The sequence below is a fragment of the Serratia sp. Ae19-1 genome (assembly GCF_059801225.1).
Genome location: NZ_JBCHWD010000008.1, coordinates 65,200 through 77,671 on the forward strand (window position 1 = coordinate 65,200; position 12,472 = coordinate 77,671).

General features: G+C 59.5%; 13 protein-coding genes. 6 read left to right on the plus strand and 7 right to left on the minus strand.

Going from position 1 to position 12,472, the window contains the following annotated elements; translation table 11 throughout:
• The first annotated feature begins 120 nt into the window (after positions 1-120).
• The 3 genes from ackA to AAIE04_RS20580 all read left to right on the plus strand — a co-directional run bounded on the left by ackA (position 121) and on the right by AAIE04_RS20580 (position 4,409).
• A complete protein-coding gene (gene ackA / locus AAIE04_RS20570) occupies positions 121-1,323 on the plus strand; it encodes an acetate kinase (RefSeq protein WP_004936063.1) in 1,203 nt (400 codons plus the stop codon).
• 74 nt (positions 1,324-1,397) lie between these two features.
• On the plus strand, positions 1,398-3,560 hold the full coding sequence (pta, locus tag AAIE04_RS20575; protein WP_025160167.1) for a phosphate acetyltransferase: 2,163 nt from the start codon (positions 1,398-1,400) through the stop codon (positions 3,558-3,560).
• Between the two features lie 330 nt (positions 3,561-3,890).
• Entirely contained in the window at positions 3,891-4,409 is a 519-nt protein-coding gene (locus AAIE04_RS20580; protein ID WP_498577617.1) for a hypothetical protein, read from the plus strand.
• 79 nt (positions 4,410-4,488) lie between these two features.
• On the opposite strand, the gene AAIE04_RS20585 is transcribed toward AAIE04_RS20580, so the two are convergent.
• The 5 genes from AAIE04_RS20585 to AAIE04_RS20605 all read right to left on the minus strand — a co-directional run bounded on the left by AAIE04_RS20585 (position 4,489) and on the right by AAIE04_RS20605 (position 8,529).
• A complete protein-coding gene (locus tag AAIE04_RS20585) occupies positions 4,489-5,451 on the minus strand; it encodes a transketolase family protein (RefSeq protein WP_498577618.1) in 963 nt (320 codons plus the stop codon).
• Positions 5,444-6,295, minus strand: a complete 852-nt coding sequence (locus AAIE04_RS20590; RefSeq protein ID WP_198636296.1) for a transketolase — start codon at positions 6,293-6,295, stop codon at positions 5,444-5,446. The genes AAIE04_RS20585 and AAIE04_RS20590 overlap by 8 nt, the downstream gene beginning before the upstream one ends.
• 13 nt (positions 6,296-6,308) lie before the next feature.
• A complete protein-coding gene (locus tag AAIE04_RS20595) occupies positions 6,309-7,688 on the minus strand; it encodes a PTS ascorbate transporter subunit IIC (RefSeq protein WP_019453728.1) in 1,380 nt (459 codons plus the stop codon).
• Positions 7,689-7,711: 23 nt separating this feature from the next.
• On the minus strand, positions 7,712-7,993 hold the full coding sequence (locus AAIE04_RS20600) for a PTS sugar transporter subunit IIB (RefSeq protein WP_019453729.1): 282 nt from the start codon (positions 7,991-7,993) through the stop codon (positions 7,712-7,714).
• A gap of 92 nt (positions 7,994-8,085) precedes the next feature.
• The gene (locus AAIE04_RS20605; RefSeq protein ID WP_498056761.1) at positions 8,086-8,529 is read right to left on the minus strand and encodes a PTS sugar transporter subunit IIA; all 444 of its coding nucleotides are present in this window, start codon (positions 8,527-8,529) and stop codon (positions 8,086-8,088) included.
• 310 nt (positions 8,530-8,839) lie between these two features.
• Here AAIE04_RS20605 and AAIE04_RS20610 point away from each other — a divergent pair, with 310 nt between their 5' ends.
• Positions 8,840-9,859 (plus strand): LacI family DNA-binding transcriptional regulator, encoded by a 1,020-nt coding sequence (locus AAIE04_RS20610; RefSeq protein ID WP_025160165.1) that lies wholly within the window; start codon positions 8,840-8,842, stop codon positions 9,857-9,859.
• Positions 9,860-9,913: 54 nt separating this feature from the next.
• Here the strand turns inward: AAIE04_RS20610 and yfcD are convergent, their stop codons facing one another.
• Positions 9,914-10,459: an NUDIX hydrolase YfcD gene (gene yfcD, locus AAIE04_RS20615; RefSeq protein WP_019453732.1), complete on the minus strand. Its 546-nt coding sequence runs from the start codon at positions 10,457-10,459 to the stop codon at positions 9,914-9,916.
• Between the two features lie 99 nt (positions 10,460-10,558).
• Complete coding sequence (gene yfcE, locus AAIE04_RS20620; protein ID WP_154746569.1) at positions 10,559-11,110, minus strand: phosphodiesterase; 552 nt, start codon at positions 11,108-11,110, stop codon at positions 10,559-10,561.
• A 233-nt stretch (positions 11,111-11,343) separates the two neighbouring features.
• Here yfcE and yfcG point away from each other — a divergent pair, with 233 nt between their 5' ends.
• Both yfcG and folX read left to right on the plus strand, forming a co-directional pair.
• Positions 11,344-11,973 (plus strand): GSH-dependent disulfide bond oxidoreductase, encoded by a 630-nt coding sequence (yfcG, locus tag AAIE04_RS20625; protein ID WP_063919785.1) that lies wholly within the window; start codon positions 11,344-11,346, stop codon positions 11,971-11,973.
• Between the two features lie 111 nt (positions 11,974-12,084).
• Entirely contained in the window at positions 12,085-12,456 is a 372-nt protein-coding gene (folX, locus tag AAIE04_RS20630) for a dihydroneopterin triphosphate 2'-epimerase (RefSeq protein WP_019453735.1), read from the plus strand.
• The last annotated feature ends 16 nt before the right edge of the window (positions 12,457-12,472 follow it).

Sequence of the window (12,472 nt, forward strand, 5' to 3'; positions counted from 1 at the left end):
ATGATGTTAATCATAAATGTCATCGGCACTATGCGCTACGCTTGTTGTCTGATTGACGATTAATTCACCACGTGTGTTCGATTTTCTTTTAACAACACGACTATTTAAGTAGGTACTTCCATGTCGAGTAAGCTAGTACTGGTTCTTAACTGCGGCAGTTCTTCTCTGAAATTCGCCATCATCGATGCCGTTAACGGCGACGAATTCCTCTCCGGTTTGGCCGAGTGTTTCCACCTGCCTGAAGCTCGCATCAAGTGGAAAATGGACGGCGCCAAACACGAAGCTGCCCTGGGGGCCGGCGCTGCACACAGCGAAGCGCTGAACTTCATTGTTAATACTATTCTGGCACAAAAACCAGAGCTTTCCGCGCAGTTGACCGCTATCGGCCACCGCATCGTGCACGGCGGCGAGAAGTTCACCGCCTCCGCCGTGATCAACGACGAAGTTCTGCAGGGTATCAAAGATTCCGTACCGTTTGCACCACTGCACAACCCGGCTCACCTGATCGGCATCGCGGAAGCGCTGAAATCCTTCCCTCACCTGGCTGACAAGAACGTTGCCGTGTTCGACACCGCGTTCCACCAGACCATGCCGGAAGAATCCTACCTGTACGCCCTGCCGTACAGCCTGTACCGCGACCACGGCGTTCGCCGCTACGGCGCGCACGGCACCAGCCACTTCTACGTGACTCAGGAAGCCGCGAAGATGCTGAACAAGCCGGTGGAAGAAGTGAACGTGATCACCTGCCACCTGGGCAACGGCGGTTCCGTTACCGCAGTGCGCAACGGCCAGTGCGTTGACACCTCCATGGGTCTGACCCCGCTGGAAGGCCTGGTGATGGGCACCCGCAGCGGCGACATCGATCCGGCTATCATCTTCCACCTGCACGATTCTCTGGGCATGAGCGTTGACCAGATCAACAAAATGCTGACCAAAGAATCCGGCCTGCTGGGCCTGACCGAAGTCACCAGCGACTGCCGTTACGTTGAAGACAACTACGACAGCAAAGCCGACGCCAAACGCGCAATGGACGTGTTCTGCCACCGTCTGGCCAAATACGTCGGCGCCTACAGCGCGCTGATGGAAGGCCGTCTGGACGCGGTGATCTTCACCGGCGGCATCGGCGAGAACGCCGGCATGGTGCGCGAGCTGACCCTGAACAAACTGGGCCTGCTGGGCTTCGAAATCGACCACGACCGCAACATGGCCGCTCGCTTCGGCAAATCCGGCGCCATCACCAAAGACGGCAGCCGCCTGGCGCTGGTGATCCCGACCAACGAAGAGTTGGTCATCGCGCAGGACGCATCCCGCCTGACCGCGTAATGCTCTCAAAACACCGTCAGCCCAGGCTGACGGTGTTGTTTTAGCCTCATGTTAATCGTGAAGAGGACTATTCTGTGTCACGTACTATTATGTTGATCCCCACCGGCACCAGCGTCGGCCTGACCAGCGTCAGCCTGGGTGTCATCCGCTCCATGGAGCAAAAAGGCGTTCGTCTGAGCGTGTTCAAGCCTATCGCTCAACCGCGCTCCGGCGACAATGCGCTCGACCAGACCACCACCATCATCCGCAGCAGCAACTCTACCATTACGGCGGCCGAACCGCTGCGCATGGACTACGTTGAGGGCCTGCTGAGCTCCAACCAGCAAGACGTGCTGATGGAAGAGATCGTGGCGCGCTACCACGAGAACACCAAAGACGCGGAAGTGGTGCTGATCGAAGGCCTGGTGCCGACCCGCAAGCACCAGTTCGCCAACGCGCTGAACTACGAGATCGCCAAAACCCTGAACGCCGAGATCGTCTTCGTGCTGGCGCTGGGCAACGACTCCCCGGCACAGCTGAAAGAGCGCATCGAACTGGCGCGCACCAGCTTCGGCGGCAGCAAGAACAAGAACATCACCGGCGTTATCATCAACAAGCTGAACGCACCGGTCGACGATCAGGGCCGCACCCGTCCTGACCTGTCCGAAATCTTCGACGACTCCACCAAAGCCAGCATCGCCCATGTCGATCCTGCGCAGCTGTTCGCCAACAGCCCGCTGCCGGTTCTGGGCTGCGTGCCATGGAGCTTCGATCTGATCGCCACCCGCGCCATCGACATGGCTCGCCACCTGAAGGCCCGCGTGGTCAACGAAGGCGACATCATGACCCGCCGCGTGAAGTCCGTGACCTTCTGTGCGCGCAGCATTCCGCACATGCTGGAACACTTCCGCCCTGGCTCCCTGCTGGTGACCTCCGCAGACCGCCCTGACGTGCTGGTCTCCGCCTGCCTGGCGGCGATGAACGGCGTGGAAATCGGCGCCATTCTGCTGACCGGCGGCTACGCCATCGACGAGCCGATCAAGAAGCTGTGCGAACGCGCCTTCCAGACCGGCCTGCCGGTGTTCATGGTCGACACCAATACCTGGCAGACCTCGCTGAGCCTGCAGAGCTTCAACCTCGAAGTGCCGGCGGACGACCACCAGCGCATCGAGAAAGTGCAGAACTACGTGGCCAGCCACATCAACACCGAGTGGATCGACTCGCTGACCGCCACCTCCGAGCGTTCACGCCGCCTGTCTCCACCGGCGTTCCGTTACGAGCTGACCGAGCTGGCGCGTAAAGCCGGCAAGCGCATCGTGCTGCCGGAAGGCGACGAGCCGCGCACCGTGAAAGCGGCGGCCATCTGCGCCGAACGCGGCATTGCGGAATGCGTGCTGCTCGGCAACCCGGACGAGATCCAGCGCGTAGCGGCAGCGCAAGGCGTTGAGCTGGGCAAAGGCATCGAAATCGTCGATCCGGTCGCCGTGCGTGAAAACTACGTGCCGCGTCTGGTTGAACTGCGCAAGAGCAAGGGCATGACCGAAGTGGTCGCGCGCGAGCAGTTGGAAGACAACGTGGTACTCGGCACCCTGATGCTGGAACAAGGCGAAGTCGACGGTCTGGTTTCCGGTGCGGTTCACACCACCGCCAACACCATCCGTCCGCCGTTGCAGCTGATCAAAACCGCGCCGGGCAGTTCGCTGGTGTCCTCCGTGTTCTTCATGCTGCTGCCTGACCAGGTTCTGGTCTACGGCGACTGCGCGATCAACCCGGATCCGACCGCCGAGCAGCTGTCTGAAATCGCCATCCAGTCTGCGGATTCCGCCGCCGCCTTCGGTATCGAGCCGCGCGTAGCGATGATCTCCTACTCCACCGGCAACTCCGGTGCGGGCAGCGACGTAGAGAAAGTGCGCGAAGCGACCCGTCTGGCGCAGGAAAAACGCCCGGACCTGATCATCGACGGCCCGCTGCAGTACGACGCCGCCATCATGGCCGACGTTGCCAAGTCCAAGGCGCCGAACTCACCGGTAGCCGGCCAGGCGACCGTGTTCATCTTCCCGGATCTGAACACCGGCAACACCACTTACAAAGCGGTGCAGCGTTCCGCTGACCTGGTCTCCATCGGGCCGATGCTGCAAGGCATGCGCAAGCCGGTGAACGACCTGTCGCGCGGCGCGCTGGTAGACGATATCGTCTACACCGTCGCACTGACGGCGATCCAGTCTTCCCAGGCTGACGCTGCCGCCGCCAAGGCCTGATAGCCCATTGACGCCCCGTCCCGGACGGGGTGGTGGATAATGAGTATTGGCGTAAACAATAAAGCACCGCTCAAGCATATTGAGCGGTGCTTTTTTTATTCTCAAGAGAAGGTCATGTCTCTCTCAAGCGGGCGAAGCTCGCTGCCTTCCCCACGCTGAATGCGCACCAATTTCCGTAGAAACAAACAAATAGCCGCAATATCGCCAGCGAGACACTCCTGTTCCGCCGCAAGATAAGAATACTCTCAATTAAAGGCCCGCCTTATTCTGATGACTGGGTTTTGTGCTAGACACTATGCACACTCATAAAAAAACCTGAAGGTTTACCCTATGGCACACACTGGTCAGTCCGTTGAGAAAATAGCCAAAACGCTCATTGACAATGCCATTAATTACGATTCCTACCTCTGGAAGATCGACCGGCTCGGCCCCACAACGAACAGAATGCTGGCGCTGGCTTTCTCTCTGACGAGGGGAAAAAGAGAGGTATCGGGATTAACCCGCTTCGTGGGCCACAGCGCAGGCATCACGCATGACGCCTCCCTATTTGACCGATATATTGCAGAACTGCAGGCGAAAGAGAAAAAAAGCCAGCGGCTGATTCTGCCGTGGAGCGGTAAAAAGGAAGTTGAAGCGCGGCCTTTTACCGCATGTGCCGAAGCCCATGTATGGCTTGAGCTTTATGCTCGCAATCTGCACCCGCGTCATTACTACTGCGTTGCTTTCAACGGGGATGGGAGGATCGCGCCGTGTTGCAATAACTGCAAAATGTGGGTCCACAACGCGTTTTTCGGCGTTGTCACGCCCAATACCGAATATAACAATCGACACACCTATTCTCCGCGTTAAGGTGCGCGTTGCCTCGGCGACGTTTCATGGCCTTATCCATCAGGCAACGCCGGTCATTGACCGGCGTCTTGGCCCTTTTCTAATGCTGCGCCAGCAGCTGCTTGGCGGCCTCCAGAATATGCTCCGCGGTCAGGCCATACTCCTGCTGTAAAAACGCCTGGGTGCCCACCTGGCCGTAACGCTCCTTCACCCCCACGCGCCGCATCGGTGTCGGGCACTCCTCCGCCAGCACCTCCGCCACCGCCGACCCCAGCCCGTTATGAATGCTGTGGTTTTCACAGGTGACGATGCGTCCGGTCTTGGTCGCGTAGGTTTTGATCAGTTCACGGTCGATAGGCTTGAGGGTGAACATATCGATTACCGCCGCGCTGACGCCCCGCTGCGCCAGCATCTGCGCCGCCTTCAGCGCTTCGGCCACCATGATGCCGTTGGCGATCAGCGTGACGTCGTCGCCGTCGCGCAGCAGGTTGCCCTTGCCGATGGTAAAGCGCGAGCCCTCCTGATAGATGCGCGTCGCCTGCTTGCGGATGGTGCGCACCCAGTAGAAACCGCGCAAGTCCATCAGCTGACGCAGAATGTCGGCGAACATGGTGGCGTCAGTCACCTCCAGCACCACCGAATGCGCCAGCCCGCGCACAATGCCCATGTCTTCGAACGACATGTGGGTGCCGCCGTTGTGGCAGGCGCTCACCCCGGCGTCGGAGGCGATCACCTTAACGTTGTTGCGCTGGTAATCCAGCGACATGAACAGCTGATCGAAGCAGCGGCGGCTGGCGAAGGCGGTAAAGGTATGCACGAACGGCACCCGGCCGGTGAGCGACAGCCCGGCGGCGACGCCGATCACATTGGCCTCCATGATGCCGCAGTTAATCACGTGCTGCGGGTGATCCTTGTGCACGCCGTCCATCGCCATCGAACTCATCAGATCCGCCTCCAGCGCGATGATCGGCGCGCCCGCTTCAATCTGCCGCCGCACCGCGCCGGCGTAGACTTTGCGCATTTCGACGGCGTCGTTTTCCAACTGCGTCACTACGTTAAACATGGGCGGCCTCCAGTTCGGCGATGGCTTTTTCGATCTCCAGCTGCACGTCCGGCGTCAGGCGCAGATGGTGTGAGTTGGACAGGTTTTCCAGATAGCTCACGCCCTGTCCCTTGATGCTGTCGAGCACGATCGCCAGCGGCCGCTGTTCGCCGCCGCGCGCCGGCGCCACCGCCGCCAGCAGCGCTGCGATGTCGTCGCCCTTGATGGTCTGCACCTCAAAACCAAAGGCGCGGAACTTGGCGGCCAGATCGAACGGTTGGATCACCTCATCCAGCGCGCCGTCCAGCTGCTGTTTGTTGTAATCGATAAACAGCGTCAGGTTGTTCAGATTGTGGTGGGCGATAAACTGGAACGCCTCCCAGCACTGCCCTTCGTTCAGCTCCCCGTCGCCGAGGATGCTGAACACCCGGTTGCGCCGCCCCGCCAGCCGGTGGGACAACGCCATGCCGGCGGCGATCGACACGCCCTGCCCCAGCGAACCTGTGGTCGCGTCCACGCCGCGCGTGCGCAGCCGGTCCGGGTGGCTCGGCAGACGCGTGCCGTTCTGGTTGAGGGTCTTCAGCTCCGCCAGCGGGAAGTAGCCCTTGATCGCCAGCGTGCTGTACAGCGCCGGGCCGGCGTGCCCTTTCGACAGCACGAAGTCATCGCGCTCCGGCCAGTCCGGATCCGCCGGATCGATGCGCATCACGCCGCCGTACAGCACCGCCAGCGTCTCCACCACCGACATGCAGCCGCCGTAGTGGCCGAAGCCCAGCCCGGTCAGCGCCTTCAAGGTTTCCAGACGGATCGCACGCGCCAGGGCGCGCAGCTCTCTCATTTCCGTTTCGCTCGTTGTGTCATTCATCTGTCTGCCCTCGTTATTTCTCGACGCGGTCAGCGGCCGGTGCGCCTTTGCGTTTTCCCAGGAAGTTATGCGCCACCAGCAGCGCGAACACGGCGACGATCGCCAGCATGATCATCTCTTTCGACATAAAGCGCGCCATATTGCCCAGCAGGATGCCGACTACGCCGAAGTCGGCGTCGGAGAAGGTGGTGTTGGCGAAGCCCAGCGCCCCCAGCACCGGCAACAGCAGCACCGGCAGGAAAGTGATCAGCAGGCCGTTGGCGAAAGCGCCCAGCATCGCGCCGCGCCGCCCGCCGGTGGCATTGCCGAACACCCCGGCAGTGGCACCGGTGAAGAAGTGCGGCACCACGCCAGGCAGGATCAGCACCATCTTCAGCTGTCCCAACAGAAACAGCCCGGCCAACCCGCCGAGGAAACTGAACAGGAAGCCGATCAGCACCGCGTTGGGGGCATAGGGATACACCACCGGGCAATCCAGCGCCGGCCGCGCGTTAGGCACCAGCTTTTCCGAGAAGCCGGTGAACGCCGGCACGATTTCCGCCAGAATCAAGCGCACGCCCTGCAGGATGATGAACACCCCGGCGGCGAAGGTAATGGCCTGGATTATCGAATACACCAGGTAGTTCTGGCCGCCGCTGAGTTCGCTTTCCACATAGGCCCGCCCGGCACAGATCGCCAGGATCAGGTAGATGACGATCATGGTCATCGAGATCGAAATGGAGCTGTCGCGCAGGAAGCTGAGGTTTTTCGGCAGGTTCATCTCTTCGGTCGAGCGCGAGTGTTTCCCCACCTTCGAACCGATCCAGCCGGACAGCACGTAGCCCAGGGTGCCGAAGTGGCCGAAGGCGATGTCGTCGTTGCCGGTGATACGCCGCATATAGCGCTGGGCGATCGCCGGGAAGAACGCCATCACCAGCCCCAGGGTCAGCGCGCCGGTGAACACCAGCTGCACGCCCTCAAAGCCCGCCACCGTCAGGATGATGCCGATCATGCAGGCCATGTAGAACGTGTGGTGGCCGGTGAGGAAGATGTATTTCAGCCGGGTGAAGCGCGCCACCACGATGTTCGCCACCATGCCGAACGCCATGATCAACGCGGTGGAGGCACCGTATTTCTCCAGCGCGATAGAGACGATCGCTTCGTTGTTCGGAATGATGCCCTGAATATTAAACGCGTGCTCGAACATGCCGCCCAGCGGATTGAGCGATCCGACCAATACCGTGGCGCCGCCGCCCAAAACGATAAAGCCGAGAATGGTTTTTACCGTGCCTTTCACCACATCGGAAAAGGATTTCTTTTGCGCCAGCAAACCGATCAGCGCAATAAGCCCGACCAGCACCGAAGGCACCTTTAATATATCCACCACAAACTTGAGCGTTTCCTGGATAAACATATCCACCTCGCCAATCGTTTTATTCAGAGGATTGAGTGGGCTTCGAAGTAAGCGCGCAGCTTGGCTTCCAGCTCATTGATGTCGATGATGTTACTGATCACCACCAGCTGATCGGCCGGCACGCTGGCGCTGTCGGCGATGTCTTTCGCCATCACGAACACGTCGGCCGCGCCGGGAGTGGCCGACGACAGATCGGAGTGTTCGACCTCGGCCTCCACGCCCATCTTTTTCAGCACCTTTTTAATGTTCATTTCCACCATAAAACTGCTGCCGAGACCGGAACCGCAAATCGCCATGATTTTCATGATATCCACCTGTTGAATTTAGCGTGTAGGGTAGCGCCGCCGGTCATATTCCCGGCGTTGTTAGCATTAATAGTGTTCCTGGTGATTAAGCGTTAATAGCGGGCGATAATATCCTCAATTTGCCGTTTATCTTTGGCGTGAAATAACGCCTCCATCGCCTGATTGTCTGAAAATAATTCCGCCAGCTGCGAAATCAATTCGATGTGGCTGTCGCCGTCGGGCGCAGAAAGCATCACCACCACCTGAACCGGATCGTTATCCGCAGAGTGGAAATTCACCCCCTGATGGATCTTCAACAGCGATAACCCCAGCGCGTTGGCGCCTTCCTCCGGCCGGGCGTGCGGCATGGCAATGCCCGGCGCCAGGACGAAGTAAGGGCCGAGCTTCTCCTGCTGATGAAAGATGGCCGTCAGGTAATTCGGCGTAATCACGCCGCCTTCCAGCAGCGGTTGTGCGCTCAGCGTTACCGCCTGGCGCCAGTCCTCCACCCGTTCGCACAGCTGTATATGATCGGCGGTCAGCCACTCTTTCAGCACATTACCCTCCCAAGCGTTGATGGTTTCGGCCGGTGATTAATTCACCGACGACGGTAAAACTTTAATCAACCCCTCTCGGCTGCACAGTGACTGGCATCACAAAGATAGCGCTACCAAAGCGCTATCATGCAGATCTGTGATAGCGCTATCAAAACACCGCGCCGCGGCATGGCGTTAACCACAATTTTTTCTCGCTCTTTCGGCTAACGGGGTAGAATGTGCCGCATACGGGGATCGTCGAAGCCGCCTCGTCGGCTTCCCACCCCTACCATTTTTATGCGCCGCGCGCGCATTTCAGTCGGGATTACGCATGTCGATCGGTAAAAAACGACGCAGCACAGGCAGGGTGACGTTGGCTGACGTGGCGCAGCTGGCGGGCGTCGGCACCATGACGGTTTCGCGCGCGCTGCGCACACCGGAGCAGGTTTCGGACAAACTGCGCGAGAAGATCGATGCGGCGGTGAGCGAACTGGGCTATCTGCCCAATCTGGCCGCCAGTTCGCTGGCGTCGGCCTCGTCCTACACCATCGCCATGGTGGTGCCCAGCCTGTCCGAGTCCGGCTGCGCCGAGATGTTCGCCGGCCTGCAGAAAGTGCTGCAGCCGGCCGGCTATCACATCATGCTGGCGGAGTCGCAGCATCACCTCGAACGCGAAGAGAAGCTGCTGGAGACCCTGCTCTCTTACAACCTGGCAGCGGCGGTGCTGCTCAGCGTCGAGCATTCGCAGAACGCCCGCAACGCGTTGATCGCTGCCAACATCCCGGTGGTGGAGATCGGCGCCGTGCGCGCCGATCCGATCGACATGAGCATCGGCATCGATTACGTGGCGGCCATGTATCAGCTGACGCAAACGGTGATCGCCAGCGGCTATCAGAATATCGGGCTGCTGTGCGCTAACCAGGAGCAGTGGATTTTCCAGCAGCACCTGCAGGGCTGGCACAAGGCGCTGCTGCGCAACCATATGTCGCCGCATCGGGTGATTAACGCCGCACAGCCCGCCAGCTTCAGCACCGGCGCACAGCAGCTGCCGGAATTTTTGCTGGCCTGGCCGGAGCTGGACGCGCTGGTGTGCGCATCGGACGAACTGGCGGGCGGCGCGCTGTATGAATGCCAGCGGCGGCGCATCAAGGTGCCGGACAATCTGGCTGTGGTGGGGTTCGGCAACAGCGAGTTCAGCCGGGTGTGTCAGCCGCCGCTGACCACCATGACCATTCCGCATCGCGACATCGGCATTCAGGCCGGCCAGGCGCTGCTGGCGCGACTGAACCAGCAACCCTGGCTGCCGGAAGGCTCCCTGCCCGCCACGCTGTGCCGCCGCGACAGCTGCTGAATCCGCACCATAAAAAAAGCCGGTCGATGACCGGCTTTTTCATGCGTTGGCGTCTCAGTGGTTATCGATCGGCTTGCCGTAATCCTGCTCGTTGTTGCGCGTCAGCCACAGCGACAGCGCCTTCAGCGAATCCGGGGTAAACTCGTCGCAGCGCGCGGTGATCTCTTCCGGCGTCAACCAGCACACTTCGGCCACTTCTTCTTCCTGCAGCGCGAACGGGCCGTGCGACACGCAGCTGAACAGCGCACCCCACACCCGGCACTGCTCTTCTTCAAAGTAGAACAGACCGTGCTCGGCGAAAGGCACGCCGGCGATGCCCAGCTCCTCTTCCGCCTCGCGGCGCGCCGAATCCAGCACGTTTTCACCGCTTTGCACTACGCCGCCCGCCGTCGCGTCCAGCCAGCCCGGGTAGAAATCCTTGATCTCGGTGCGACGCTGCACCAGAATTTTTCCCATCCCATCATGCACCACAATATAGGTAGCACGATGGCGCAGCCGCTCCGCCCGCATCTGTTGACGACTGGATTGAGCAATCACCTCGTTTTGTTCGTCGACGATATCAACCCATTCGGTATCTGCAGCCTGACCCTGTTCCGCCATCCTCTAAAACCTTCTATTTTGGCGCGATGCATCCCGCGCGCTGGTTAATCAATGAGTGTTTTTCAAAGATTTTTATTGTGTGTGTATAAATTAGTGCGTTTAGCGTGTTAACGCCACCTCCGCGACGACCTTGCCGTCGTCGAGCGTCAGCACGCTCAAAGTGCCACTATCCAACATGCCGTAGCTGGCGGGAAAGCCCCCTTTCGGGATGCTGACCGAGCCTGGATTGAAGCAGTAGATCTCCCCCTGCCGCTCCGCCTGCGGCAGATGCGTATGGCCGTAGGCCAGGACGTCTCCGCGGGATAACGGCGGCAGTGCCGAGGGATGATAAAGGTGACCGTGGGTCAAAAACAATCGTCTTTTTTGCAGTAAAACCTGTTGCCAGGGCGCTTCGATGGGGAACGTCAGCAGCATCTGATCGACCTCGCTGTCGCAATTGCCGCGAACGGCGATGATCTTGTCGCTATAGCGGTTCAATCGTTCGGCAACCTGAGCGGGCTGATACCCGGCCGGCAGCGCGTTGCGCGGGCCGTGATTCAGCAAATCACCCAGAAGAATCAGCCAGTCGGCGCGGTTTTGTTCGAACAATTCCAGCACGCGTTCGGCAGCAGGCAGCGAACCGTGAATATCCGAGGCGAACATCAGCTTCATAACCTTGTCCTATAGAGGGAAATAAGCGTCATTTTACCGCGCCGGCGCCGTGCGGCAAACCGCCGCCCGCCCCGGTGGAGAATTGTGATCCAACCGCGCAGATAGCATCGGACGAATCCCACATAGCCTGCTATCCTTAGCTGCTATTGTTGGATCTCTGATATACCTTTGTGCGCGGCGAAGACCGCAGCAACGTGTAATGAATTACAGATCACCTTACCGCAGGAGGCAACATGATTGACCTGTATTACGCGCCTACTCCCAATGGTCACAAGATCACCTTGTTTTTGGAAGAGGTCGGCTTACCCTACCGTATCCATCGCGTAAACATCAGCGCCGGCGAGCAGTTCAAACCGGACTTTCTGAGCATTTCTCCCAACAACAAAATCCCGGCGATCGTCGATCAGCAACCGGTGGACGGCGGCGCGCCAATCAGCCTGTTCGAGTCCGGGGAAATTCTGCTGTATCTGGCGGAGAAAACCGGCAAGCTGCTGAGCAAAGGCCTGCGCGAACGCGCCGCCACTCTGCAGTGGCTGTTCTGGCAAGTGGCCGGATTCGGGCCGATGCTCGGGCAGAATCACCATTTCAATCACTACGCGCCGCAGCCGGTGCCTTACGCCATCGAGCGTTACCAGCTGGAAACCAAACGGCTGTATGGCGTGCTGGAAGCCGAGCTGCAAAAACACCCGTATCTGGGCGGCGACAACTACAGCATTGCCGATATCGCCACCTATCCATGGGTGGTGTCGCATCCGCGCCAACGCATCGATCTGGCGGATTACCCGGCGGTACGCAACTGGTTCGAGCGCATCAGCAACCGTCCGGCGACCGAACGCGCCTACAAGCTGGCCGAACAGGCCTAAGCGGCTCTTCCGACTCCCCGCCGAACGGGGAGTCGCATCGTCCCTGCGTTATCATTTCCCTACTTTCCGTGTATTCTGAACGTCAATAATCAGACCTATGGAGAATCTCTGATGTCTTTCAGTCAACCCGACGCCGTTATTCGCATCAAAAACCTGCGGCTGCGCACGTTCATCGGTATCAAGGAAGAAGAAATCAACAACCGACAGGACGTGCTGATCAACGTGGTGATCCACTACCCGGCGGACAAAGCGCGCAACAGCGAAGACATCGCCGATGCGCTCAACTACCGCACCATCACCAAAGCGATCATCCGCCATGTGGAAGATAACCGTTTCGCGCTGCTGGAAAAATTAACGCAGGATGTGCTCGATATCGTAAAAGATCACGCCTGGGTGACCTATGCTGAAGTGGAGATAGATAAACTTCTGGCCCTGCGCTATGCCGATTCGGTTTCCATGACCATGAGCTACCGCCGGGACTAACTCAGGGAGGTCGACC

Coding starts and splice junctions, on each gene's coding strand:
- AAIE04_RS20610 (WP_025160165.1), top strand. CDS start 8,840: ATGTCGATCGGTAAAAAACGACGCAGCACAGGCAGGGTGACGTTGGCT.
- ackA (WP_004936063.1), top strand. CDS start 121: ATGTCGAGTAAGCTAGTACTGGTTCTTAACTGCGGCAGTTCTTCTCTG.
- AAIE04_RS20595 (WP_019453728.1), bottom strand. CDS start 7,688: ATGTTTATCCAGGAAACGCTCAAGTTTGTGGTGGATATATTAAAGGTG.
- AAIE04_RS20590 (WP_198636296.1), bottom strand. CDS start 6,295: ATGAATGACACAACGAGCGAAACGGAAATGAGAGAGCTGCGCGCCCTG.
- yfcG (WP_063919785.1), top strand. CDS start 11,344: ATGATTGACCTGTATTACGCGCCTACTCCCAATGGTCACAAGATCACC.
- AAIE04_RS20580 (WP_498577617.1), top strand. CDS start 3,891: ATGGCACACACTGGTCAGTCCGTTGAGAAAATAGCCAAAACGCTCATT.
- folX (WP_019453735.1), top strand. CDS start 12,085: ATGTCTTTCAGTCAACCCGACGCCGTTATTCGCATCAAAAACCTGCGG.
- yfcD (WP_019453732.1), bottom strand. CDS start 10,459: ATGGCGGAACAGGGTCAGGCTGCAGATACCGAATGGGTTGATATCGTC.
- AAIE04_RS20585 (WP_498577618.1), bottom strand. CDS start 5,451: ATGTTTAACGTAGTGACGCAGTTGGAAAACGACGCCGTCGAAATGCGC.
- AAIE04_RS20600 (WP_019453729.1), bottom strand. CDS start 7,993: ATGAAAATCATGGCGATTTGCGGTTCCGGTCTCGGCAGCAGTTTTATG.
- yfcE (WP_154746569.1), bottom strand. CDS start 11,110: ATGAAGCTGATGTTCGCCTCGGATATTCACGGTTCGCTGCCTGCTGCC.